A 23881-nucleotide genomic window follows, 5' to 3' on the forward strand; every position below is an offset into this window, starting at 1 on the left:
TCCGTGAAATTTTTTAACTGTTTTTTCCGTGACAGTTTTTATATTTTTTGCCCGAGCCACAAGGACATTCGTCATTTCTACCTACAGTTTGCGTTTTGCGTATAGGTTGTGTTACCTGCTGCTCACGCGTATCTTTATCTTCTTCAGAAACCCCTGTCGGCGATACCAGTTCTGCTTTAGTTGCTTTAACCTGCGCTGGCTGCGGCTGTACCGGGCGCGCTTCCCGCACATTTTGCGGTTCTTGTTGCTGGCCTGGAATTTCTCCTTTAAATAAGAAGCTTACAATCTCTTTATTCATCGAAGCAAGCATGCTCTTGAATAGGTTGTAGGCCTCCATTTTGTAAATAATAATAGGATCCTTTTGCTCGTAAACAGCATTTTGTACAGATTGCTTTAAGTCATCCATTTCACGTAAATGCTCTTTCCAAGCTTCGTCAATCAACGCTAAAACAATTCCTTTTTCAAAAGATCTGAAAACTTCTTTTCCATTAGACTCTACTGCCTTCTGCAAATTTGTCGCAACTTGTATGCCACGAATACCATCGGTAAACGGTATAACGACATTTTCTATCATTCCTCCACGTTCTGCCAAAACGTTTGTTAATACAGGAAGCGTTTGCTCCGCGATTTGCTGTCCTTTATTTTGATAATGCGTGATAACCTGTTGGAATAGTTTATCAGTCAGCGTAGCTACGCCACTTTGCGCAAACTCTTCTTCCGTAATTTCGGGATTTAGGGCAAACAAGCGGATAACTTCGATTTGGAATTCTTCATAGGTTCCGCCCTCTTTCGCTTCGGAAACGATATCTTCTACCACATCATAAATGGTATTATTCAAATCGACATCCAGACGTTCACCAAACAAAGCGTTCTTACGTTTCGAATAGATTACGGTACGCTGGGAGTTCATTACGTCGTCGTATTCCAACAACCGCTTACGAATACCAAAGTTGTTTTCCTCCACTTTACGCTGCGCTCTTTCAATAGATTTCGTCAACATACTGTGTTGCATCACTTCCCCTTCTTCCACGCCCATTTTCACCATGATGTTGGAAATACGCTCAGAAGCGAATAACCGCATCAAATTATCTTCCAAAGACACAAAGAATTGTGAAGAACCGGGGTCTCCTTGACGGCCCGCACGACCACGTAACTGACGGTCTACGCGACGTGATTCATGCCGTTCTGTACCAATAATCGCTAAACCTCCGGCTTTGATAACTTCTTCCGTTAATTTAATATCCGTACCCCGACCCGCCATATTCGTAGCGATTGTCACTTGACCCGGGCGTCCAGCTTCCGCAACAATGTCAGCCTCCTTTTGGTGTAGTTTCGCATTCAATACATTGTGTTTGATACCACGCAATTTCAACATCCGGCTAAGCAATTCGGAAATTTCCACAGATGTTGTACCGACCAATACCGGTCTGCCTGCCTCGGTTAAGACTTGAATTTCCTGTGCCACCGCATTATATTTTTCTCTGGCTGTGCGGTAAATTAAATCCTGACGGTCATCCCGTTGAATAGGTCTGTTTGTCGGGATCTCAACCACATCCAGTTTATAAATCTGCCAAAGCTCTCCTGCTTCTGTGGATGCCGTACCAGTCATCCCAGCAAGTTTATGGTACATACGGAAGTAGTTCTGTAAAGTAATCGTTGCGTACGTTTGCGTCGCATCTTCTACTTTTACATTTTCTTTTGCCTCGATTGCCTGGTGCAAACCATCGGAATAACGGCGTCCTTCCATTATACGGCCTGTTTGTTCATCCACAATCTTCACTTTACCTTCATCTACGATATACTGATCATCGATTTCGAACAAGGTATAAGCTTTAAGCAATTGGTTTATAGAGTGGATACGCTCTGATTTAATAGAGTAATCCCGCAATAATTCTTCTTTTTTCTGCGCTTTTTCTTCTAAAGATAGATCTGATTTTTCGATATCGGCTATTTCCGATCCCACGTCAGGCATAATGAAGAAGTTAGGGTCTTCACCCGAAGCAGTAATCAATTCGATACCTTTTTCACTGAGTTCTACTTGATTATTTTTTTCATCAATCACGAAGAATAACTCCGCATCCACTTTAGGCATGTTGCGGCTTTGCTCTGCCATATAGTAGTTTTCTACCTTCTGCAACAATTGTCTGTGGTTTCCTTCAGATAGATACTTAATTAAGGCCTTGTTTTTCGGCAAACCACGATAAGCGCGCAATAATGCCATCCCGCCACCTTCTACATCAGCATCACCGTTGGCAATGGCTTTTTTCGCTTCGTTAAAAACGGTATTTACATACGCCTTTTGTGCATTTACTAATCGCTCAATCCGTGGCTTCAGTTGATAAAACTCATGCTGATCACCACGAGGGATCGGACCGGAGATAATCAATGGAGTCCGTGCATCGTCAATCAAAACGGAGTCCACCTCATCAATCATCGCGAAATGTAGCTTGCGCTGCACCATAGAATCTGGTGTCTGTGTCATATTGTCGCGCAAATAGTCGAAACCAAATTCGTTATTTGTTCCGTATACAATATCCGACAGATATGCTTTTCTACGCTGAGGTGAGTTAGGTTGGTGCTTGTCAATACAATCGACACTTAATCCATGAAATTCAAATAATGGTCCGTTCCATTCGGAGTCACGACGTGCCAGGTAATCATTCACTGTTACAATATGCACACCCTGTCCGGATAATGCGTTTAGGTAAGTCGGCAGTGTACCCACTAAGGTTTTACCCTCACCGGTGGACATCTCGGCAATCTTACCCTGATGCAAAACGACACCACCGATAAGCTGCACATCATAATGCACCATGTTCCAGGTCACTTCCGTACCAGCTGCTATCCACGAGTTTTTCCATACTGCTTTATCACCGTCAACCACCACGTTGGGTTTACGCGCCGCCAGATCACGGTCAAAGTCGCTTGCTGTAACCTCAATTTCTTTATTTTCTGTAAACCGACGAGCAGTATCTTTCACAACAGCAAAAGCTTCGGGTAGGATTTCCAACAGTACTTCTTCCAACTTCTTATCTCTATCCTTGGATAGCTTGTCCACCTTCTCATAAAGTTCTGTCTTTTTGCCCATATCGACATCATCCTTATCAGCTTCCGCTTTAAGAGACGCGATTTCATCGTCAATATCGGCTAAATATGCTTTGATTCGGCTTTTAAAATCGGCTGTTTTCGCCCGTAATTCGTCATGGCTTAACGACGATAACTTCTCGTACTCCTCTTTGATCTTATCTACAATGGGCTGTATGGATTTGATATCTCGCTCTGACTTGCTGCCAAATAGTTTACTTAAAAATTTTAACATAATATTTTATCTCCGTATATCGTTGTGCAATAATGACTCCAACACACTATTTACAGACATTTTGACACTAACCCGGCAAATTTAATTATTACAGATGATAACTAACAGGATTCCAGTTTATTTTTTTGTAACGAAATGGAAATTTCGGTACGCTGGTTTTAAGGTGTTAGGAAAAGCTTTTTATCCGAAATCGGTATCAGTTTTAGCCCCTGCGCTTTATCGAATAGCTGCTGAATCGCTCTGCGTCCTTCATCGCCCAAATGCTCCGAATATTTATTGACATATAGCTCAATATGCTTATACATCACTTCTTCTTCCATTTCCTGCGCATGCGAACGGATATAATCCAACCCCGATTTTGGGTTTTCAAAGGCAAATTGCACACTTTCGCGAACCAATAGGTTGATTTTAAGCTTGAGCTCCTCGTCCAAATCACGTTTCACTACAATTCCTCCCAAAGGTATCGGACTATTGGTTGTTTGTTCCCAAAAATCACCTAAATCCACGACCTTATGTAATCCCTTCGCCTGATAGGTAAATCTGTTTTCATGAATGATCAACCCTAAATCAATCGCGCCGTTTAATAGTGACTGCTCGATATCGGAGAAAACCAATTCCACTTTATTCTGCAAGGCGGGGAAAGCCAAACCTAATAAGAAATTGGCAGTGGTGTATTTTCCGGGAATACCAATTTTCAAATTACTTTGGTGCGGACTCCACGCTGTCCCCTTTTCTAACACCTCTCGTAAACGGGCTGCAAGCTGAGGGTCTTCCGCGATGAGCAACGGTCCTACTCCGGAACCTAATGCGCTCCCGGCATCTAGCAACTCGTAGTCGTTTACGGCATATGCGAAAGCGTGGTAACTTAACTTGGTGATATCTAATTCTCCTTGAAAAGCTTTTTGATTCAACGTTTCTACATCGTGATATTGTACATCAAATTCCAGTCCTCCGGTATCGATTTTATGATGGATCAACGCATCAAAAATAAAGGTATCGTTGGGACAGGGTGAAAAGCCTAGCGTAAGTTTCATTTTATATATTCAATTTATGAAAATACAAAAATACTAACATTCCAAGAAAGGTCACGAGCATAACGCCTCTTGCTGCCTTCTCCTGTGGCATCGTCTTTCTATAGAATATTCGTACCAGTAACAGGTTGATAGCCGCAGCAACAACATATGCTATGAGGGGTTTCGTTGGAAAAAACCGTTCAGGAAAAGACGTATACGTTGTTAGCAGGTAGGCGGTTAAAGGACATATAAGCCCAATCGCCATACCTATCCAGAAGTTATTTTTCATTTTTTCACATCAAAACTCCAGGAATTTAATTCCGTAATAGTATGATGAGCAGTCATATCAAACTGGGTAGGAACAATAGAGACGTACCCGTTGCTTAGCGCATAAGCATCCGTATCCTCTCCTCTGTCCAGCAATTGAAATTTGCCCGTCATCCAAAAATATTCTCTATTATATGGATCTAAGCGCTCATCAAATTCTTCAAACCATTTAGCAGTGGCCTGTCTACAGATTTTTATTCCTTTTAATTCCTTGCTGATATGTGGGAAATTAACATTCAATAACGTGGCTTTTTGCAATCCGTGATCCAGCACCTGTTGTGCTATAGCTCTTACATAGGGTCGGCAATGGGAAAAATCGGCGTGATGGGAAAAGTCATCCAACGAGTACCCAATCGATGGAATATCTTCTATAGCTCCTTCAACGGCGGCAGACATCGTGCCCGAATACAGCACGTTGATAGAATAATTCAGTCCGTGGTTGATACCCGATACGCATAGGTCCGGCTTTTTGCCTTTAAAAATTTTATTTACCGCAAGCTTGACACAATCCACAGGTGTTCCGGAACATTTATACATTTCCACACCTTCATACAAATCGATTTTATCTAAACGGAGCGGTTTGCCAATTGTAATCGCATGCCCCATCCCTGATTGCGGGCTGTCGGGAGCCACCACCACGACATTGCCTATTTTTTGCATTTCCTCTAACAGCACCTTGATACCTGGGGCGGTAATGCCATCGTCATTGACGACCAAAATCGTCGGTTTCTTTTTTGCCATAGGGCTAAAATAAGGTTTATGTTCTTTTTTTTGCTTAGTTTATGAAAATTTCATCATTTTACTATTTGTTCTTGTACACGTAAAGTATAACTTTGGAAGTCAATTAAAAACAGATATGCAACAAAAATCAGATATAGGCGTCATTGGTATCGCCGTTATGGGAGAAAACCTTATTTTAAACATGGAAAGCAAGGGTTTTCATGTGTCTGCCTATAACCGTACAGTAGACAAGGTAGAACATTTTGTCAATGGTCGCGCAAAGGGAAAAAACATCTATGGAGCTACTTCCATCGAAGATTTGATCCAGTCATTAAAAAGTCCGCGGAAGGTGATGTTAATGGTAAAAGCGGGTAAACCTGTTGATGACTTCATTGAGCTGCTGATTCCACATCTGGATGAAGGCGATATCATTATCGACGGCGGAAACTCCCATTTTCCGGATACCGAGCGGCGAACCAAATACGTAGAAAGCAAAGGTCTGTATTACATCGGAACCGGTGTATCGGGTGGTGAAGAAGGAGCATTATTGGGTCCATCGATCATGCCAGGCGGTTCTTCGGCAGCATGGCCTGTTGTAAAACCAATTTTTCAGTCGATTGCCGCAAAAGTTGTCGATGGTTCTCCCTGCTGCGACTGGGTAGGTTCCGGCGGCGCAGGACATTTTGTGAAAATGGTGCATAACGGCATCGAGTATGGCGATATGCAGCTGATCAACGAAACTTATCACATCATGAAAGATGTGCTGGGTATGACACCCGATGAGATGCATGAAGTGTTCAAGGAATGGAATGAAGGTGAGCTGGATAGCTATCTGATTGAGATTACCCGTGACATCTTAGCATTTAAGGATGAAGACGGAGAACCGCTAGTGGACAAGATTCTTGATACCGCCGGACAAAAGGGTACCGGTAAATGGACAGGAACGGTAGCGCTTGATCTGGGCATACCGCTTACGCTTATTGCCGAGTCGGTATTTGCGCGTTGTTTATCGGCGCTGAAAGATGAGCGCGTAGCAGCTTCTAAGGTGTTACAAGGGCCAAAGCCATCTTTCGATGGGGACCGCCAAGCGTTCATCAATGATCTACGCGACGCGTTATATGCGGCTAAAGTTATCTCCTACGCACAGGGATATCAAATGATGGCCGCGGCTGCCAAGGAATTTGGCTGGGAACTGAACTACGGCAGTATAGCGCTCATGTGGCGCGAGGGATGTATCATCCGTTCTGCTTTCTTAAGCAAGATCAAAGAAGCCTTTGATAAAAATCCGGCATTGCAAAACCTGATTCTAGATGATTTCTTTAAAGATAAAATTCAAACAGCCCAGCATGGCTGGCGTCGGGTGGTTGCAACGGCGGTTACCAACGGTATTCCTGTTCCTTGCCTCAGTGCCGGGTTGATCTACTACGATGGCTATCGCTGCGAGCGTCTGCCGGCAAATCTGTTGCAGGCACAGCGAGACTATTTCGGTGCGCATACCTACGAGCGCCTCGACAAGCCACGTGGCGAGTTTTTCCACACCAACTGGACAGGTCGTGGTGGGGAGACTTCCTCCACAACCTACGACGTATAAATCTAACATTTTATTTAGATTTTCTTTTCATGCGCTGGGGCTTCCTCAGCGCATTTTTTTTAAATATAAACCCGTATCTTCATTAAAAATCATGACTATGGAAAGAAGAAGCTTTTTAAAATCAGTGACTGCCGCAGGTTTAACCGGTACGTTGCTTACATCCTGTGCCTCTCCGGAAGAAGGCGCAAGGTCTGCTAACGGAATCGAGAATGGTACCATTTTACATAGTGTATATTTCTGGTTAAAAGACGGTCTTTCCGAGGACGAAGAAAAGGATTTCTTAAATTTTTTCGAAGAACTCCGTAAAGTGCCGGGCGTACAATCGTTAGATTACGGAAAACCGGCACCCACCAATCCACGGCCCGTTGTAGACAATTCATTTCAATATAACCTGCTGGTTACCTTCCTAAACATGGATGATATTAATACCTATGAAACACACCCTATACACACAGCTGCCTCAGAGAAATACAGTAAATATTGGGTTAAAGTAGAGGTTAGGGATACTATTATCGCTTAATTTTGTATTTGCAACCGACAAGTATCTCCAATTTCTTTTAATGTACAAAAACGGGGGAACTAATTCCCCCGAGTAATTTCTTTGATAAAGTCTACCTCTTTCTGTGAAAAAGGAGTTCCATCTTTTCGGAACACATCGTGAAACCAAATAGGAGGCTCTTTCTCATTGGGCAAGGGCGTATCCCATGCAAAAATTGTGTTCGTTTTGCCAGAAACCAGTCCCCAGTTGATCGCCCCGATGTTGTGCTCTTTTAATATAGGCATAATCGTTTCAAACGTACTTCCATTAGTTCTCGCCATGTACTCCGTACAGATCATCGGACGGTTGAAACCCTTTAACGAATCGATGGCTGCTAAATGATCTTCCGGTCCACTGTAATTATGGTAGGAGATGATATCCGATTGCTCCAATGAATAGGCTGTCAATTCCACTAAAGCCTTATCCCAGACGCCAACGCTTAAGGGCTGTGTTGGGTTAACCGCACGAGCCCATTCAAATACCTTTTCCAACAATGGCATACTTTGGTTTCCATGCCCACGATTTCCAGGTTCATTATACAGATCCCAGAAAACTATCCGTTTTTCGTCTTTGAACGTCGTCAATATATCTTTCACGTACGTTTCAAGTGTATTTAACAATTCCGGCTTTTCATGCAATAAATCTCCCGGATCCTGTGCCCAGCCCGAATTATGAATGCCCGGCTTGGGTTCAGGCTGTTTACCTGCTGAATATGTAGGGTTCCAACAGTCGTCAAAGAAAACAAATATCGTCGAAATATCATGTTTCTCCGCAATGTCCATATATTGCTTCACACGGTCTTTAAAACCTTCTTGATCAATTTCCCAAGCTGCGTGGTGTAAATATACCCGCATACAGTTCATCCCGATTCCGGCAGCCCAACTAAGCTCTCTGTCAATAGTTTCAGGATCGAATGTTTCTTCCTGCCACATTTCCAGCTGATTGATAGCGGTACTAGGTTGAAAGTTTGCCCCGCGAAGCCACCCCCATTGTTTATACCATTCGTTGGATTGCTCCTCCGTCCAACGATCGCGGGGCTTCTGCTCTGCGGTGCTACAAGAAAAAAGAATCGTGGCAATACCTAATAATACGACACTTTTTAACAGTTTCTTTTTCATGAATTGTTTGTTTAAATATACGAATTCTCTTTATTTTACTTATAAGCTTTCACTATATCCTGATATTGCTTCTCATTGACTTTGATGATAAACCCATGTCTGGCTACAGGAGGCGTAAAGTCAACCTTAGACCACATGCTTCCCGTCAACGAATTCGCTTTATACAACTCATATAGATGTTCGCCATAGTTTTCGACGTACAAGAACCAGCTTTTGTCATCCATCGATTTAACAATAATAGGCGCTTCACGCCATGCAGGGCTAATCGGTGGTCCGGGGTTACTATATGGTCCGATTAGATTAGGTGAAGTGGCGACTCGTACCGTTTTTCCGTTTGGATTTTTTTCTGGCCAGCGTTCATCTTTAATAATCGCGTAATAGGTATTGTCCACCTTTCTGATGATCGCGTCAATAGTAGCCATATTCTCATCGGCACCTGTAAAATTAAACAAACGTTCAGCTGGGGTAAATGTCTCAAAATCCGATGTCAGGACATAACAGGTACGCATTCCTTCCCACCAAGCTTGGTCTTTAAGTCCCGGAAATGACGCATGCCAAGTGATGATATATTGCTTACTGGTCTCATCGTAGAACATCTTAGGTGCTCCCACATAATATCCTTCATTTTGTTGTCCCAGATGGGAGACATCAAATACACTTCTTGCAAGATCCTTCCGGCTCCAGGTGATGAGGTCTGACGAATAATACAGCGTGAGTAATGGTGCATTGTCGCCCCGAACGCCGATCATATAGTAGTTGCCATCAGCTCCCTGACAAATATCTGGATGTCCACGATAATCTGACACGATCACGTTTCCCTTATTCAACGTTTCCCATTTCAAGCCATCACGTGAGACAGAGTAAAACAAATGTCCATACGCCGCATTCGTCATGTGCGCAAACAAATAGCCCCCATTACCATCTGATGTACCGGGAGGATTAGTCTCGTCAGGCTCTAAACTCTTCTTGCCCTGACATGAAGCGAGGGTGATACACACTAAATGTAAAAAAAGGATAATAGATAATACTTTATTTAGTTCTCTCATTTTTTTCTGTTTAATTATAGAATAACAATCGTTCCGTTCGCTTCTTTTATTCTGGTAATTTTCGGTTTCTCCGGATAGCCATTTGGCGTGTGGTAAGAAATATACTTATTGCCGTCAAACCCTGTAAAAATCATAGCATGTCCTCCATCATCGTTATTCAGTTGCTCTGATAGATGTTTCCATGGCCCGGCTAATGTTCCGGATTCAGACTCGGCTATACCAATGGCATATTTTCCGTTTTTGTCAAAACTCGACCATATCATTTGCAATTTGCCATCATCGGTTTTGTAGAGGAAAGGAGCATCCGTTACATAACCTGTTATATCACCAGATTGAATAGGGTTAGTCCAAGGAGCTGCAGAGGCATTTAATAACAGCAAAGGTTCTCCCTCTGTCTCTTTTAAGTCTGCCGTTAACTGCTGGGCATAAATCTCTCCGTCTATAGCCTGCAGCCATTCCTTACAGAAGATAATCCAGGGCTTGTCCTCGTCATCGATAAAAAGACTTCCATCCAAGCTCATCCATTCAGAAGGCGTAACGGCGTGGTTTACCAATGGTTTATATGGCCCTGTCACTTCGTTGGCCACTAAGATAGACGTGCCTCTATTAACGGATGGCAGTGCCGAGAAAGTTGCGAAAATATAATACTTGTCCTCGTATCGATACAAGTCGGGCGCCCAAAAGTCTTGCTTACCCCAGAAATCCGCATTGGCAGTGAATACGTTCCCCTCGTCTTTCCAGTTCTTCAAATCCTTACTGCTATACATCTTAAAGTGTGGATTGTTCCTGAAGGTAAGATAGTACGTTTTTGACTCCTCATCTGCATACACAAAAGGATCCCGACCCTGTATCTGTTCAATGGGAATAGGATAATGTTCCATTTCAATAGGTTCTGGCTTGGGAGAATCCCCTGCTTTATTACTACAAAAACAAAAAGCGAGGAGCAGACACAACACCGCAGGGATAAAATATAATTTCTTCATTTTTATTCATTTGTAATGGAAGCATCCAAAAGAAATCCTTTCAGATACCTCCATTTTTCTTTTTCTACGTTCTATTATTGTACGGAATTACCATCAATACTGATAAGTTCTTTTACATACAACTCACTAAAGCTCACCAGATTGTTAGCCCGATGACTTGCTGTCGGACGTATTTTTAGGTAACGCCCTTTCTGCACATTAGATACTTGGTTGGATTCATGCAAATGATACCAATAGGGTCCTCCTCCGACGTTCGGAATATCGTTACAAGTAATGGCAAGATTCCAGGTATTACTCTTATTGACGTTATTATAATTCTCCAAATCGCCGTCAGCTACAAATGTGAACGAATCGCTCAGATAGAATTCACAGCTTTTTAAATCCCGGTCACCCATGTCCAGCGTACCCTGTCCAACACCTACGGCACCGAAATTTACTTCCCTTCCCATATCTATGACGATGACGATATTCGGTATGTCTCTTCGTTCCCAAAACATATGATATCCCCAGTAATCCATAGCACCGTAATCGTAGTCATCCCATGTAGGTATGGCACCATCCCACTTCGTTGCCCAAGCGGTCTCAATGTTGCCGTCAATTAATGATTTTGCGAAGAAATCAGGCTCTCTCCACCGTTGTTGATTGTTTGCAAACACAATTTTCCAATCGGTACGCTGGACATCTCTATACACATATTTTGGATTCGTTACTATAAGGTATTTTATTTTTCCACTTTTCTCAATATTTTCTACAGATAGCTCTGACAGTTTAAGCGGTAAAAGATACGTTTTATCGGTTTGCAATCCTGCTCTACTTAGTCGCAGACTGGTCTGTGCCTCTTTATCGCCAGGACTAAAACTAAAGTTTCCAAAACTATATGTCCCGTTGGGGAGCACCGCATAATTAGTGCCCAATGAATCATTATACCTATTGACCAGATTTTCATTTTCAGCAATATCAAGCCCGGCCGTAAAATCCAACACATTATCTTCGCTATGGGATATTCTAAGTTTTAATGGAACATCCAACGTCTGAAACGCGATTTCAGCATTAGCATCTTCTACTATCTCCCATTCTACCAATGGTCTATTCACCTCAAACCGCATTAATAAACTGTTTCTAGTGTTATTGACAGTATCTGACGCACTTTCTAGCGCTATAGGCAGCACCCAAACAAGACCTTGTTGCTCTTCTTCTTGCATAGCCTCGTATATCGCTGCCGGATAGAAAGTGATAGGCACATATTTGTGGTCTTCGTTCGCATCCAATATTATATTTTGCCCCCTTGTGACATCATACGAATCCTTTGGTATAATCCGAATTTTGTCTGGCTCATAACCACCCATCGTTGCAGCATCTTCTATTGACAATACTTTTAACGCCATATTCGAGCCACTCTGGGGGCTTCCGCCTCCTTTTAATATCAAGATAGAATCCACCACTTGCTGCTGCGTGGTATTCATCGTGAAATCTTTAATTCCACTCTCTTTCAAAGAGTGGATTTTGATATATTTTTCGGGGAATATGCTGTTCGCAAGATCATCGTTGCAGGAGAGCAAAGACATTGCGACTATTCCCGTAAATAACATAATATAAATGATTCTTTTCATTTTCCAATAGTTCTAAGATTAATAACCCGGTGCTTGTACCATTTGCGGATTGGTGTATAGTTCGCTATTTGATATCGGCATTAAATACAAACGATCCTCCCACCCGAAAGGTTGGCTTATTTTCGTTGGTGTATTGAACACACTAAATGAAGGTGCTCTCCGTACCGCATCCAACCCTACGAACTTATCCGGATTCAAGTATTGCCTTCCTTGTGCATACCGTCGAATATCGAAAAAGCGATGACCTTCCAGATATAATTCTACGAAACGCTCTTCCAGCACCGCGTTCAACAATGATTTGTTGTATTGTGCAAGCGAAGACACTGTCCACTCCGGTACTCCTGCCCGACGTCGTATCCTATTCAGGTAGTCCAGTGCTTCTGTTGTATTTGAACCTAAGCGGGCATTACATTCGGCCAAGTTAAGATATAGTTCGCCAAGACGGATAAGCGTAATAGGATAGGTGGTTGCTCCAAAGTTGTTCCCCCATCCGATTCCGGTGTAATTCAAATTGGGATGTACCCACTTTTTATTGAGAAAGCCGGTCACCGAATAGTTTCGTGTGCCCCAGATAGCAGCATCATATCCCGATCTTAATGGATTGCGCATTTCAATATATAAAGGAGTCCGGTTGGCAATCACGGGTGAATATTCATCTCCATCAAAAGAAAGCCAAGCATAAAAACGAGGTTCCCTATTGACGTTCAGATTGACAATATCCGAATTGGATAGTCCGGCAGATCGTAACCACGCCGATCGATCAATAAACGTCGGATCTTCTTCCGGCAATACCCCATTGCGGGTATAGAAGTTCTCCATCGTGTATAAGGTGGGAGACTGACCACTCCAACCTCCTATATTTTGGTTTTCATTACTTGTTAGGACATAGTGCGGCATCGAAGCCATGCGCATATCTTCATCAGCAGCCCATGCACTGGTCATTGCCCATATAGTCTCCCGATTACCTTCATCAGGTCTGGCCGTGTTCATATAGCGGAGCATCATGACCTTTTGCCGGAAAGCTTCCCCTTCTGCGGTATTAGGATCTAGTCCCGGTATGTGAGGTAGCGGTATAGCCTGGTTTTGACGCAAAGTTTCGGATATCGATACATCATACAATGCCGCCCCGTCAGCTTCTGCTGCCTGTATAGCGTCTAAGCATGCCTCTCTTGCCCGTACCCATTTACGCTCTTCGTATTGTAGACTGACAAGCTCTTTTCCATATCCAGGTGTCTCAAATTTATCATTTCTCCAGCTTCTATGTGGGAAGTTCCCGTTCCAAAGCGGAGACGCAGCCGTTAACAAAACCCGAGCTTTCAAGGCTTTGACGATGACAGAGGTTGCCCTGCCAAAGTCTTGATTATTTGCATATTGTGCAGGCAGCACATTCATTACTTCGTCCAATAAACCCACAATATAATCTACGCAATAATCAAAGTGAAAACGGCCCGGAACTTCCTCTTTCGGGATGTTTGTCCGCAAAAGATCATCAATAATTGGTATAGGGCCATATGTTTGTAATGCACGGAAATGATAATAAGCCTTTAAGAATTTTGCCTCGGCTATATATTGCGCTTTATTATTGGGGTTAAGTGTCGGATTATTTTCCTCGATTAATCGCAGAAAAAGATTGCAATAGCCTATTCCGTTATACCAAACTACCCACGGATAGTTGGTGTTTCCATCAATAGACGAGGGTGTAACCGCATTCCACTGTGCGAGACGCCAAGCGTCCGAACCCCACTCTTGGGGAAAAACAACCTCATCTGCTACGATCTTAGCAAAATTCAAGTCCGCATTTCCATTCTGCAAATAACCATAACAAGCATACAGATTTCTTAGAGCAGACTGGTCATCTATGATCATATCTTTGGTATCCGGCTGTTCAGGTGGGACCACGTCAAGATAATCACAAGAGCCGAAAAAAGCCAGCGATAACAGAGCGACTGCTACGGTATATAGTTTTTTCTTATAAAACATCTTCATTGCTTTGATTTTATGTTAAAAGTTGAACTGCAAGCCTAAATTTAATATCCGTTGCAACGGATAGGTATTGTATGCTAACTCCGGATCCCAATAGTCAAACGGCGACCACACGGCAAGGTTATCACCACTAAAGTAAACGCGGCAATAGGGGAGTCTATAACCTACTTCGAGGGTCTTGAAACGGATAAAATCGGCTTTACGCATCCAAAAACTACTGGGTTGTAGATTGTTGGTTATTTGAGTACCGAGTATCCCTAATCGTGGATATGTGACACCTGTATTATCTTGTCCTTCCATCCAATAACTGTCAGCAATCCACTGCATCAGGTTTCGGTCGTTACTATCGTTTGCAGAGAAAGGATTCACATCAGAAAGCATGATCCGACGCTTAGCAGAACCATTAAAAAATACGCTCAAATCCAATTTTTTATAGGCCATGCTTACTCCTAAACCATATTGTATACGAGGCATATTTCCGTAAGACGACAACATGACCTGGTCTTCGAAGGTAATTCTGCCATCACCATTAATATCCCGATACTTTATATCTCCCGGCATAACAACGCTACCGAAAAGACTTTGATCTGCATGTGCCAGGATATCTTCCTCGTTTTTAAATAAGCCGTCGGCTATATATCCTCTTGTATGCCCCAATGGCTTCCCTGTATTTGTTTGCCAAGTATATGGATAGTCCGGTTCGTCTACATATACGTATTTATTTCGGGTGTAGGTATAATTCCCTCGGATATCCACAGAAAGATCTTCACTTAGTTGTTTTTGCCAATTCACACTAAGTTCAATACCCTTATTTTCCACTTTCCCTATATTTGCCCAAGGTACCGCATTAGCATATCCCAGCATCGACGGAAAAGAAGCCCGTCTCATTAAAATTCGATCCCGCTTATTGTGGTAATAGTCGAAAGTTACGTTTACGGTATTCAGCAGGCGCATGTCTAAACCTATATCGAATTGCGTAGAACGTTCCCAACTAGGATTGTATGTTGCATAGGTATTCACGATCGGACCTTGCAAGGTGTAATTTCCGGTATATCCCGAACTAAAACTGGGGCCTCCCCACATATCCACCACATTCAGGTAGAGAAAATGCGGCGCTCCTGCATAGAGACCGGTTTCGTCGCTTCCAACCAAACCATACGACCCTCTTAGCTTGAAATAATCAACATACTTTGCTGCCGGTGTCCAAAAATTTTCGTTACTGACAACCCATCCTAAAGACATTGCCGGAAAAAATTCGAACCGTTGATTTTTTGCCAAACGCTCCGTTCCATTATACCCGAAATTGAACTCAGCCAAATACCTATTATCATAGTCGTAGGTCATCCGGCCAGAGAGTCCCTGATTTCTATTAGGCAATACATTTAAGCGGAACTCACGCATCATGTACATCGCCATACCTGTTACGGCATGCTTCCCAAACTTGCGGTCGTAGTTAAGCCGTGCATCGAAATAAAATGTATTGTCGCTATTTCTTGTCACATCAGATTGGCTGATATATTCCGCGCCTACCTTCAATCGATTCAAACCAAACTGATCCGGATTCGCTTCATCCCAACTTCCACCGGTTACGCTGTACAAAAAAGGATCTAATGATCGGGAATAGAATGTATTCGAATAATTATTGAAATTAAGCAACGATGTAACCGACAATCCTTCCGTCAAAAAATTTAGTTTCTGGTCTAGTGCCATGGAAACATTTAACTTATTAGTATTCGTTTCCCGAAAACTATTCAACATATTGGCATAAGGGTTCGTATAGAATCTACCGGGCGACATGACTGCGCTTCCGAATTTGAGGTGCCTGTCATCAGCTTCTTCAGGAAACAGCGCGGGAAATGATACGGGGTTATTGGTAAATATCTGATAGAAAATATCATTTGCAGATATATTCGGGGAGTTCTGATTTGTGATCTGCGCATTCATTCGCAAATCAAGCTTTGTGCTAGGAGTCACCTTGTATCCAATATTATTTTGGAAAGTATACAACCAGCGATTGTAGTTATTGTCAAATGAATATTTTTCTGGTATATCCAACAAGCCACCATCATGGTTAACCTGCATATTCATATAATACACGACCTTCGAACCACCTCCTTGTACATTTATATTGCCGCGTTGACTTAGGGTATGACTTTTAAACATCAAGTCATTCCAATCCACATCTGGAAATACATAGGGGTTTACGCCGTTGCGCGTATTTTCAATTTGTTCAGGCGTATAACGTAATTGAGCGGATGGGTTACGGCTTAACAAAGCATTATTGTATGTTTCCATAAATGTTGCTCCATCTGCATAGTCCACGATATTAACCGGTTTGAGAAAGGAATTTTCAATAGAGACGTTTATCCTTGCTCTTTCATTTTCTATACCGCTTTTGGTATTTACCAACATTACACCGTTTGCTCCACGAGCGCCATAGATAGCGGTTGCAGACGCATCTTTGAGGATAGAAAAACTTTCGATTGCCTCTGGAGGAATATTATTGAGATCCCCCGCGGATATCTCCACACCATCCAATAAAATCAACGGTGTTGCACGGCCACCAAAGGTGCTGATCCCCCGGATATAAAACTGTGAAGTAGACCCTGGCTCCCCGCTGTTGGTCATGGCGACCACACCGGATAATTGTCCTGCCAGGTTGTTTGTCAACGATGAAGACGGCGCACGCAACACCGAGCCCTTGACCGATGTGATTGCGCCTGTCACGGACACTTTCTTCTGCGTTCCTGCTCCTACCACGACAACTTCATCCAAAATACTTTCAGATTCAAGTTTAACTTCAATGAAACCAAGATCACCAACTAGTATATCCCGGGTTTTATAACCTATAAAAGATATCTGTAAAATAGAATTGTTGTCACAATCTTCTATCGTAAATAATCCTTCCTCATCTGTAGTTGTTCCATTTGTTGTCCCTTTTTCCACAATACTTGCACCTACAATTGGCTCGCCACTTTCGTTCACTATTTTTCCTTTAACCTGACGCTGTTGCTTTATCGCAATAGTTGGAACTGTGCGGGATTCACTCCGCTTCACAACATAAATCTGCCTATCGGAGACAAAATAGGTGTTCCCTATAGGCGTTAGGATTTCGTCTAAAACATCAGCTACCTTCCGGTCATCGGTATTTACCGTTACTTTTCGGTTACCATCAAGAACATTGTCCTGATAGAAAAAAACATACTCTGTTTTTTTCTCTATTTCCGAAAGGACCTGCTGTACAGTTTTGTTCTTTAGATGCAGGGATACCCTTGCCGTCTGAGAGTAATTGTCATTGGAGTAGCATATACCAATCCCCAAGGCAAAACATAAAACAAACAACTTCATAATTCGACATGTTCTTCTAATACCTAGCCGAAAAGAGCTAAGTTCCTCAAAATTATCATACATTTGTAATGGTTTATACGTTTATAACTATAACTAAATTCTTAACCGGATGACACTGGCCTGTTGTCCGGTTTCTTGTTTTGTAGGTTTACATTTATCTCATACACACTTCTTTTTGAATTAGGTTTTTAGTTTATTAATAAATGGTATAATCGCCATCCGCATTTTTCAGATAATTGATCGGTAATGCACGGGTCAAGTCGGTCAGCAAGATATCTAAATTGTCTTTAAGATCCAGTTTACCAGAACATTTTAGATGAGCAGCTTGATCATCACATGTGATTTTTACACCATAGTAGCGTTCCAACCGTTTAATGATATCGCCTAGGGCTTCGCTTTCAAAACGGTATAGCCCTTGCGTCCATAATGCATACATGCTCGCATCCACCGTCTTAATAGACGGCGTACCTTCTGTATTGGAATACAATTGGTTTGGTTTCAATACTACATCCTTCTTATGTATGGCGGAAGCAATACTAACGGAACCCGATAGTAATGCGACATTGTTTATGTGATCGACTTCGTATGCAGAAACATTGAACTTCGTCCCTAACACCGATATATCCATCCGCTTCGTTTTGACTATAAATGGACGGTTCTTGTCTTCAACAACTTCAATATAGATTTCTCCATTGACATAAATCTCTCGGTTTTCTTTACTGAATTGGTTCGGATAAACTAGCTTAGTGCCCGCATTGACCCATGCTTTTGTACCATCCGAGAAGATAATGGTCGAACGCTTGCCATGGGGTGTGATTAATTGATTATAAGAAGTCGTCACTTCCTTTTGAAGAATGATATTATCATCCGCCACGATATCATCGACGCCATATTGAACAGACGATTCTGTATTGTGCAATGTAACAACCTGATCCTCCCCTAGAACCAACCGGGTATCGGTGTCATTAAAATCCACTTCCGGTAATGCTTGGGCAAACGTTGTAATATCCTTCTGCTGAACATCTTCACTTTTTTTCCACAAAAAAGGCAATATAGCCACCATAATACAAGCAGCAACGGCAATCGCTCGCAACATGACATACCTTGCATTTTTCTTTTTCTTTTGGCCAATCACATACTGTAGCTGTTCTCTACGTTCAGAAATTTCAGCCGGTGTCATGCTAAAATTGTTAAATCGAACACTGGTTTTATACAGCGAGATGGCTTCCTCTATGATAGGCGCTAAATCCGGATGCCGATTGATAACATTCTTCCAGAAAAGGGCATCCTCTTCGCTCTTTAGAAGCTGCCAACGCAGAAAATCCTCGTCCTTAAGAAGGTCTATAACCGTGTATCCTCGAAATTGGTTATCGCGCATTTATCTTGTTTGCTTTCCGTATATACAAACGAGATATTCTTTTATACCCATTTTTTGGGAAAAATATTTTTTTAGCTATAAACATGACATCCCTAAGAGATGTGTAACGTTTGATACATCAAGAACAGAAATGTTTTAATAGGTATATCAAGAGCAATTGCTCCTCGCCTCGCAGTCTTTTCAGTGACCGCGAAATAAGCTTTCGCACGCCATGCTGCGTCATGTTCAATATTTCCGCAATTTCTGCATACTCCAGTTCTTGTATGAAACGTAGATAGATCGCTTCCTTTTGGCGGGCGGTCAATTTAGTAAGAAGGTTATCTATCTTTTGCTGTATGATAATGCGATCTTCTTCATTAATAATCGTATCCAAGACGGTCGTCGAAATGGAGAATTCAAGCGCTTCCTCGGTGATGGGGCTCGCCGTAGAAACCATCTTAGAGGTATAGATGTTATAAAGTTTATTTTTAAGGGACTTGAGCAAAAAGAATTTCAGATGTTCAATAGACGAAAACTTTTTTTGGTTGTTGGAATGGATCTTTAAGAAGATGTCTTGAATGGCATCCTTTACAATATCTTCACTTCCGCCGAGGCTTATGCCATACGCATACAGATCGTTGATGAAAAAGGTATAAAAATATGAAAAAGCATCGCTACTTCCCTTTAGAAACTCCATAAACATGGTGTTTTCATCTCCCCCATAAACGCGAGCGGTCGTATTGGTCATAAATATCGAAATTCTATTTCAACAAAGATAACCGATTTTTTTAATTTGATATGTAAACGTTTCCGAAGATACGCTTCCTTAAGCCGACTTTAAGCCTTAACTTAGACACATTTATCAGTTTAATCATTATAATACTATGGCAAAGCACACTGTCTTCGAAAGTCGATATGCGATTGGACCCAATGAAACGAAATCATTGGATACCAAAGGACTTCGTGAAAACTTTCTGATTGAAACCGTTTTCGCACCGAATAAAATCCATTTTGTATATTCCCACTACGACCGTTATATGGCTGGTGGCGCAATGCCTGTCGACGGGCGCTTGCAACTGGAAACGATTGATGAACTCTTAAAGGAACCCTATTTCCTTTCCAGACGTGAATTAGGCGTTATTAACGTAGGTGGCGATGGAACGGTAGAAGTAGATGGTACAGTCTATGAAATCGGGCACAAGGAAGCTCTATATGTAGGAAAGGGTGCAAAAGAGGTCTTTTTCAGCAGCAATGACGCCGCTAATCCGGCGAAGTTTTATCTGAATTCTACGCCGGCGCACCACAGTTTTCCAACAAAGCGCGTGACCAAAGCCGAAGCAAATAAAATAGAACTCGGCGCGATGGAAACAGCAAACCACCGCGTTATCAACCAGATGTTATTACACAAAGTTTTGGATACTTGCCAATTGCAAATGGGGATGACGGAACTACAACCAGGTTCCGTTTGGAACACTATGCCATCCCATACGCACGATCGCCGTATGGAAGTATACTTTTATTTTGATCTACCAAAAGACCAAGCCGTTTCTCATTTTATGGGACCAATTGATGAAACGCGTCATATTTGGATGAAAAACGAGCAAGCTGTTATTTCCCCTCCATGGTCTATCCATTCGGGCGCGGGAACTAGTAATTATACGTTTATCTGGGGAATGGCCGGTGAAAATCTGGACTACGATGATATGGATAAATGTGCGATAACGGATTTAAAATAGAACAGCGATGCAGAAAACGATATGGTCGATCCTTGTTTGTGCTTTGTTAAGTGCAGGCTGCGCTGAACAGCAGAAAGGCATCGTCGTAAGTAATCCAACGGATATTGCTCGCCAGGAGCTCGTTAGTATTCCCTATTCAGAATTTACGAAGCATTTCGATGTAGATTCTATCTTTTCGGTCAAGCTGATAGACGCCGAGACGGAACTTCCGTATCAACTGGAAAAAATAGGAAATACCACCCCTGAAAACGTTTTGATTTTAGTTCCTATAGACGCAAAAGGTGAGGTTACGCTATCCGTAGCAAAACAAGATTCCAAACCGGATTTCAAAACACAAACTTATGCCCGTTTTGTGCCCGAGCGTTTTGACGACTTCGCCTGGGAAAATAATGTGCTTGCTTTCCGTATGTACGGCAAAGCGTTAGAAGGCCGTCCCGACGATGCGCAGGGAACGGATGTATGGGCAAAACGTACCGAAGAGCTGGTCATTGATAAATGGTACAAAGAAAATGATTATCATACTGATCATGGCGAAGGGTTGGACTATTATTCTGTCGGGCAAACACTCGGCGCAGGAGATGTAGCTCCCTACTTTGATAACAAGATACATTTCACCAAGCATTATCGGGAATATCAAATACTAGACAATGGGCCGCTTCGAACAACATTCGTGCTTAGCTTTGAACCGGAGGAACTAAACGGTGAGACCATTTCCTTGACCAAAACGATATCTCTGGACGCAGGTCAACATTTTAATAAAGTGGTGGTAGACCTTAAAAATCAACAGTCGCAAAGCACACCCGTAGTTGTCGGATTAGCAAGACGCGGAGAAAGCGAACCGCAATACGACTTTAACGAATCAAGCCGTAGCTTAGCTTATTGGGAGCCAGATGTACAAGGACATGGTCAAACGGGAACAGCATTGATCCTACCTGAAAGCCAACCTACCTTTATCGATAATGACAGTACACAATTTTTGTTAAGCGTAGGAATTCAGCAGAATCAACCCTTTGTATATTACAATGGTGCTTCTTGGAATAAAGCAGGACAAGTGACGTCTGCCGATGAATGGAAAGGCTTTGTCGAAAAACAAGTAGAAAAAATAAATAATCCTTTAGTTGTTAAACTAAAATAAAATATAAAAATGTCTGTCTTAAATACATTTGATTTATCCGGAAAAGTAGCCCTGGTTACAGGCTGCAAACGCGGAATTGGAAAAGCGCTAGCTGAAGCGCTGGCTGAAGCGGGTGCCGACGTTATCGGTGTTTCTGCGACATTGGAGTTAGAAAACTCAAAAGTTGCACAATCTGTAGAAGCTATTGGAAGCAAATTCTATGCTTATCAATGTGACTTCTCCAACCGGGAATCTCTTTATCAATTTATCACCCAGGTCAAGAAAGATCATCCGGTCATCGATATCTTGTTTAATAACGCCGGTAATATCTTGCGCAAACCCGCTGCGGAGCACCCGGATGAATATTGGGATCAGATTATCGAAATCAATCAAAATGCCCAATTTATACTGACCCGAGAAATCGGAAAAGACATGATTGCCCGCGGGTCGGGTAAAATTATCTTTACCGCATCGTTGCTGACATTCCAAGGTGGTATTACCGTACCGGGCTATGCTGCATCCAAAGGGGCTATCGGCTCCTTGACAAAGGCTTTTGCCAACGAATGGGCATCTAAAGGTGTGAACGTGAATGCAATCGCTCCAGGTTATATCGCCACAGATAATACAGAAGCACTGCGTGACGATCCGGAACGCTCGACCTCTATCCTCGGACGTATCCCCGCTGGACGCTGGGGTGAACCGGAAGACTTTAAAGGTCCTGCCGTATTCTTGGCCTCCAAGGCTTCGGATTATGTACACGGTACAATCCTAACCGTCGATGGTGGCTGGATGGGCAGATAACACACGATAAAAATACGGTATGGTGCAGCAGCATAAAATGTCTGCACCATTTCCATTTGTTTCCATACCATGGTGTCAAACGGCAATACAATAAATCAAAACATGCGTACCACTTCATTCTACCTTACCGCAACGAAGCCATAAAACCGTGCAATGCAATAAGCCAACCGTACTATTTCGTCTGACTTTACTTCAGGAACAGCTTTACGTTGTGCGGCGGTAAGAAATAGTTGCACAATAACGTCTCGCTATTGTCTAATTAAGCAAAATACTCGCAAAGCTTTTTTAGGGCATCACACACTTTTTATAAAAAACCGTACCATACTGCTGCGCTGTTGTACAAGTTTTCAAAAAACTTGTGCGTTTATTATTTTAGGATTCCTCATCTCACAAACGAATAAAAACAACCTTTAAAGCACCAAACACCCTGTTTTTTACTTAAAAATTGACCTCAACAAAGGCTTTTCATAGGGTAATTTTGTGACTAAAGTTTTTCGGGGTACCCCTATTTTTGTCACAAAATTACCCTATCGGCGCCAAACCAATATCTTATGTTTGTATCGTTGCAACAATCAAAAAATAATATTTAATGCTTTAACTTTAAAAATCATGAGAAAACCAACAACACAATCGCATTTATTAGGTGATGATGCCATGATGCAATATGTAGAGCACATTGTTACAAACATGAAGGACGAGAAAGACTTATTTCCGGCACCTGTACCGTCGTTATCCGTTGTGGAAGCAGCTCTAGCTACATTCCGCCATTCGGCCACGGAAGCGGCTTATCGGGACATTCGGGCAGTCAAGATTCGGAAAGAAAAACGGAAACAACTCGTATATCTTCTCCGCGAGCTATCTAAATACGTCGATACCGTAGCAAAAAAAGATGTCACGGTTATTCTAGCAGCGGGATTTGTCCCATCCAAAGACCCGGAATCCTATGCAGGCTATATACCAAAGGCAACTCGCCTCGTGGCTAAGCCACAAGAAGTCGGATCTTCAAGGATAAAGCTCAAAGTAGATCGTTGGCAAGGTGCCCGCATGTATCAATTTGAGTTTCGTAAAAAAGGAACTGAAACGGCTTGGTCGATACAACTCAGTTCCAAATCGACTTGCCTACTGAAAAGTTTGGATAGGTTTGAGGAATACGAATTCCGTGTCACCTATATCGGCATCGATCCCACACCGAACTACAGTGATACGGTATCAAGCTACGTGGTTTAAACTTAAAAAAATTTTGTAGTTTTGGGTGCGTTTCAATCCGTTTTTGTTTT

18 protein-coding genes are annotated in these 23881 nt (G+C 42.4%); 6 read left to right on the top strand and 12 right to left on the bottom strand.

Annotation, left to right across the window (positions count from 1 at the left end; all coding sequences use genetic code 11):
* Positions 1 to 13: 13 nt before the first annotated feature.
* The 4 genes from secA to surE all read right to left on the bottom strand — a co-directional run bounded on the left by secA (position 14) and on the right by surE (position 5400).
* Positions 14 to 3319: a preprotein translocase subunit SecA gene (secA, locus tag H8B21_RS05675; RefSeq protein ID WP_190312774.1), complete on the bottom strand. Its 3306-nt coding sequence runs from the start codon at positions 3317 to 3319 to the stop codon at positions 14 to 16.
* Positions 3320 to 3477: 158 nt separating this feature from the next.
* Positions 3478 to 4353, bottom strand: coding sequence for a 1,4-dihydroxy-6-naphthoate synthase (locus H8B21_RS05680; RefSeq protein ID WP_190312775.1), 876 nt, complete (start codon positions 4351 to 4353; stop codon positions 3478 to 3480).
* A gap of 1 nt (position 4354) precedes the next feature.
* Positions 4355 to 4621, bottom strand: a complete 267-nt coding sequence (locus tag H8B21_RS05685; RefSeq protein WP_190312776.1) for a hypothetical protein — start codon at positions 4619 to 4621, stop codon at positions 4355 to 4357.
* Positions 4618 to 5400 carry a 5'/3'-nucleotidase SurE gene (gene surE, locus H8B21_RS05690; RefSeq protein WP_190312777.1) on the bottom strand — a complete coding sequence of 261 codons (783 nt, stop codon included), beginning with the start codon at positions 5398 to 5400 and terminating at the stop codon, positions 4618 to 4620. Before surE ends, H8B21_RS05685 begins: the two co-directional genes overlap by 4 nt.
* Positions 5401 to 5515: 115 nt before the next feature.
* Between surE and gnd the strand changes: the two genes are divergently transcribed.
* Both gnd and H8B21_RS05700 read left to right on the top strand, forming a co-directional pair.
* Positions 5516 to 6970, top strand: coding sequence for a decarboxylating NADP(+)-dependent phosphogluconate dehydrogenase (gnd, locus tag H8B21_RS05695; RefSeq protein ID WP_190312778.1), 1455 nt, complete (start codon positions 5516 to 5518; stop codon positions 6968 to 6970).
* Between the two features lie 97 nt (positions 6971 to 7067).
* Positions 7068 to 7490, top strand: coding sequence for a Dabb family protein (locus H8B21_RS05700; protein WP_190312779.1), 423 nt, complete (start codon positions 7068 to 7070; stop codon positions 7488 to 7490).
* Positions 7491 to 7549: 59 nt separating this feature from the next.
* On the opposite strand, the gene H8B21_RS05705 is transcribed toward H8B21_RS05700, so the two are convergent.
* From H8B21_RS05705 to H8B21_RS05740, 8 genes are all read right to left on the bottom strand, one after another.
* A complete protein-coding gene (locus H8B21_RS05705) occupies positions 7550 to 8626 on the bottom strand; it encodes a cellulase family glycosylhydrolase (RefSeq protein WP_190312780.1) in 1077 nt (358 codons plus the stop codon).
* Between the two features lie 35 nt (positions 8627 to 8661).
* Complete coding sequence (locus H8B21_RS05710) at positions 8662 to 9672, bottom strand: glycoside hydrolase family protein (RefSeq protein ID WP_190312781.1); 1011 nt, start codon at positions 9670 to 9672, stop codon at positions 8662 to 8664.
* Between the two features lie 14 nt (positions 9673 to 9686).
* The gene (locus H8B21_RS05715) at positions 9687 to 10655 is read right to left on the bottom strand and encodes a glycoside hydrolase family 43 protein (RefSeq protein ID WP_190312782.1); all 969 of its coding nucleotides are present in this window, start codon (positions 10653 to 10655) and stop codon (positions 9687 to 9689) included.
* 74 nt (positions 10656 to 10729) lie between these two features.
* Positions 10730 to 12265, bottom strand: coding sequence for a DUF1735 domain-containing protein (locus H8B21_RS05720; protein ID WP_190312783.1), 1536 nt, complete (start codon positions 12263 to 12265; stop codon positions 10730 to 10732).
* 18 nt (positions 12266 to 12283) lie between these two features.
* A complete protein-coding gene (locus H8B21_RS05725) occupies positions 12284 to 14251 on the bottom strand; it encodes a RagB/SusD family nutrient uptake outer membrane protein (protein ID WP_190312784.1) in 1968 nt (655 codons plus the stop codon).
* Positions 14252 to 14266: 15 nt separating this feature from the next.
* Positions 14267 to 17596, bottom strand: a complete 3330-nt coding sequence (locus H8B21_RS05730) for a TonB-dependent receptor (protein WP_190312785.1) — start codon at positions 17594 to 17596, stop codon at positions 14267 to 14269.
* A gap of 196 nt (positions 17597 to 17792) precedes the next feature.
* Entirely contained in the window at positions 17793 to 18974 is a 1182-nt protein-coding gene (locus tag H8B21_RS05735; protein WP_190312786.1) for a FecR family protein, read from the bottom strand.
* Positions 18975 to 19092: 118 nt separating this feature from the next.
* On the bottom strand, positions 19093 to 19701 hold the full coding sequence (locus tag H8B21_RS05740; RefSeq protein WP_190312787.1) for an RNA polymerase sigma factor: 609 nt from the start codon (positions 19699 to 19701) through the stop codon (positions 19093 to 19095).
* 136 nt (positions 19702 to 19837) lie between these two features.
* On the opposite strand from H8B21_RS05740, the gene kduI reads away from it, so the two are divergent.
* The 4 genes from kduI (at position 19838) to H8B21_RS05760 (ending at position 23831) form a co-directional block, all read left to right on the top strand.
* On the top strand, positions 19838 to 20689 hold the full coding sequence (gene kduI / locus H8B21_RS05745; RefSeq protein WP_190312788.1) for a 5-dehydro-4-deoxy-D-glucuronate isomerase: 852 nt from the start codon (positions 19838 to 19840) through the stop codon (positions 20687 to 20689).
* A gap of 7 nt (positions 20690 to 20696) precedes the next feature.
* Positions 20697 to 21824 carry a DUF4861 family protein gene (locus H8B21_RS05750; protein ID WP_190312789.1) on the top strand — a complete coding sequence of 376 codons (1128 nt, stop codon included), beginning with the start codon at positions 20697 to 20699 and terminating at the stop codon, positions 21822 to 21824.
* A gap of 9 nt (positions 21825 to 21833) precedes the next feature.
* A complete protein-coding gene (locus tag H8B21_RS05755) occupies positions 21834 to 22604 on the top strand; it encodes an SDR family oxidoreductase (RefSeq protein WP_190312790.1) in 771 nt (256 codons plus the stop codon).
* A gap of 609 nt (positions 22605 to 23213) precedes the next feature.
* Positions 23214 to 23831 carry a hypothetical protein gene (locus H8B21_RS05760; protein ID WP_190312791.1) on the top strand — a complete coding sequence of 206 codons (618 nt, stop codon included), beginning with the start codon at positions 23214 to 23216 and terminating at the stop codon, positions 23829 to 23831.
* Positions 23832 to 23881 lie beyond the last annotated feature (50 nt).

The organism is Sphingobacterium chuzhouense (assembly GCF_014692525.1).
GTDB classification, from domain to species: domain Bacteria; phylum Bacteroidota; class Bacteroidia; order Sphingobacteriales; family Sphingobacteriaceae; genus Sphingobacterium; species Sphingobacterium chuzhouense.

Coding starts and splice junctions, on each gene's coding strand:
- H8B21_RS05730 (WP_190312785.1), bottom strand. CDS start 17,596: ATGAAGTTGTTTGTTTTATGTTTTGCCTTGGGGATTGGTATATGCTAC.
- H8B21_RS05735 (WP_190312786.1), bottom strand. CDS start 18,974: ATGCGCGATAACCAATTTCGAGGATACACGGTTATAGACCTTCTTAAG.
- H8B21_RS05750 (WP_190312789.1), top strand. CDS start 20,697: ATGCAGAAAACGATATGGTCGATCCTTGTTTGTGCTTTGTTAAGTGCA.
- H8B21_RS05685 (WP_190312776.1), bottom strand. CDS start 4,621: ATGAAAAATAACTTCTGGATAGGTATGGCGATTGGGCTTATATGTCCT.
- H8B21_RS05720 (WP_190312783.1), bottom strand. CDS start 12,265: ATGAAAAGAATCATTTATATTATGTTATTTACGGGAATAGTCGCAATG.
- H8B21_RS05755 (WP_190312790.1), top strand. CDS start 21,834: ATGTCTGTCTTAAATACATTTGATTTATCCGGAAAAGTAGCCCTGGTT.
- H8B21_RS05740 (WP_190312787.1), bottom strand. CDS start 19,701: ATGACCAATACGACCGCTCGCGTTTATGGGGGAGATGAAAACACCATG.
- surE (WP_190312777.1), bottom strand. CDS start 5,400: ATGGCAAAAAAGAAACCGACGATTTTGGTCGTCAATGACGATGGCATT.
- H8B21_RS05700 (WP_190312779.1), top strand. CDS start 7,068: ATGGAAAGAAGAAGCTTTTTAAAATCAGTGACTGCCGCAGGTTTAACC.
- gnd (WP_190312778.1), top strand. CDS start 5,516: ATGCAACAAAAATCAGATATAGGCGTCATTGGTATCGCCGTTATGGGA.
- H8B21_RS05710 (WP_190312781.1), bottom strand. CDS start 9,672: ATGAGAGAACTAAATAAAGTATTATCTATTATCCTTTTTTTACATTTA.
- kduI (WP_190312788.1), top strand. CDS start 19,838: ATGGCAAAGCACACTGTCTTCGAAAGTCGATATGCGATTGGACCCAAT.
- secA (WP_190312774.1), bottom strand. CDS start 3,319: ATGTTAAAATTTTTAAGTAAACTATTTGGCAGCAAGTCAGAGCGAGAT.
- H8B21_RS05760 (WP_190312791.1), top strand. CDS start 23,214: ATGAGAAAACCAACAACACAATCGCATTTATTAGGTGATGATGCCATG.
- H8B21_RS05725 (WP_190312784.1), bottom strand. CDS start 14,251: ATGAAGATGTTTTATAAGAAAAAACTATATACCGTAGCAGTCGCTCTG.
- H8B21_RS05715 (WP_190312782.1), bottom strand. CDS start 10,655: ATGAAGAAATTATATTTTATCCCTGCGGTGTTGTGTCTGCTCCTCGCT.
- H8B21_RS05705 (WP_190312780.1), bottom strand. CDS start 8,626: ATGAAAAAGAAACTGTTAAAAAGTGTCGTATTATTAGGTATTGCCACG.
- H8B21_RS05680 (WP_190312775.1), bottom strand. CDS start 4,353: ATGAAACTTACGCTAGGCTTTTCACCCTGTCCCAACGATACCTTTATT.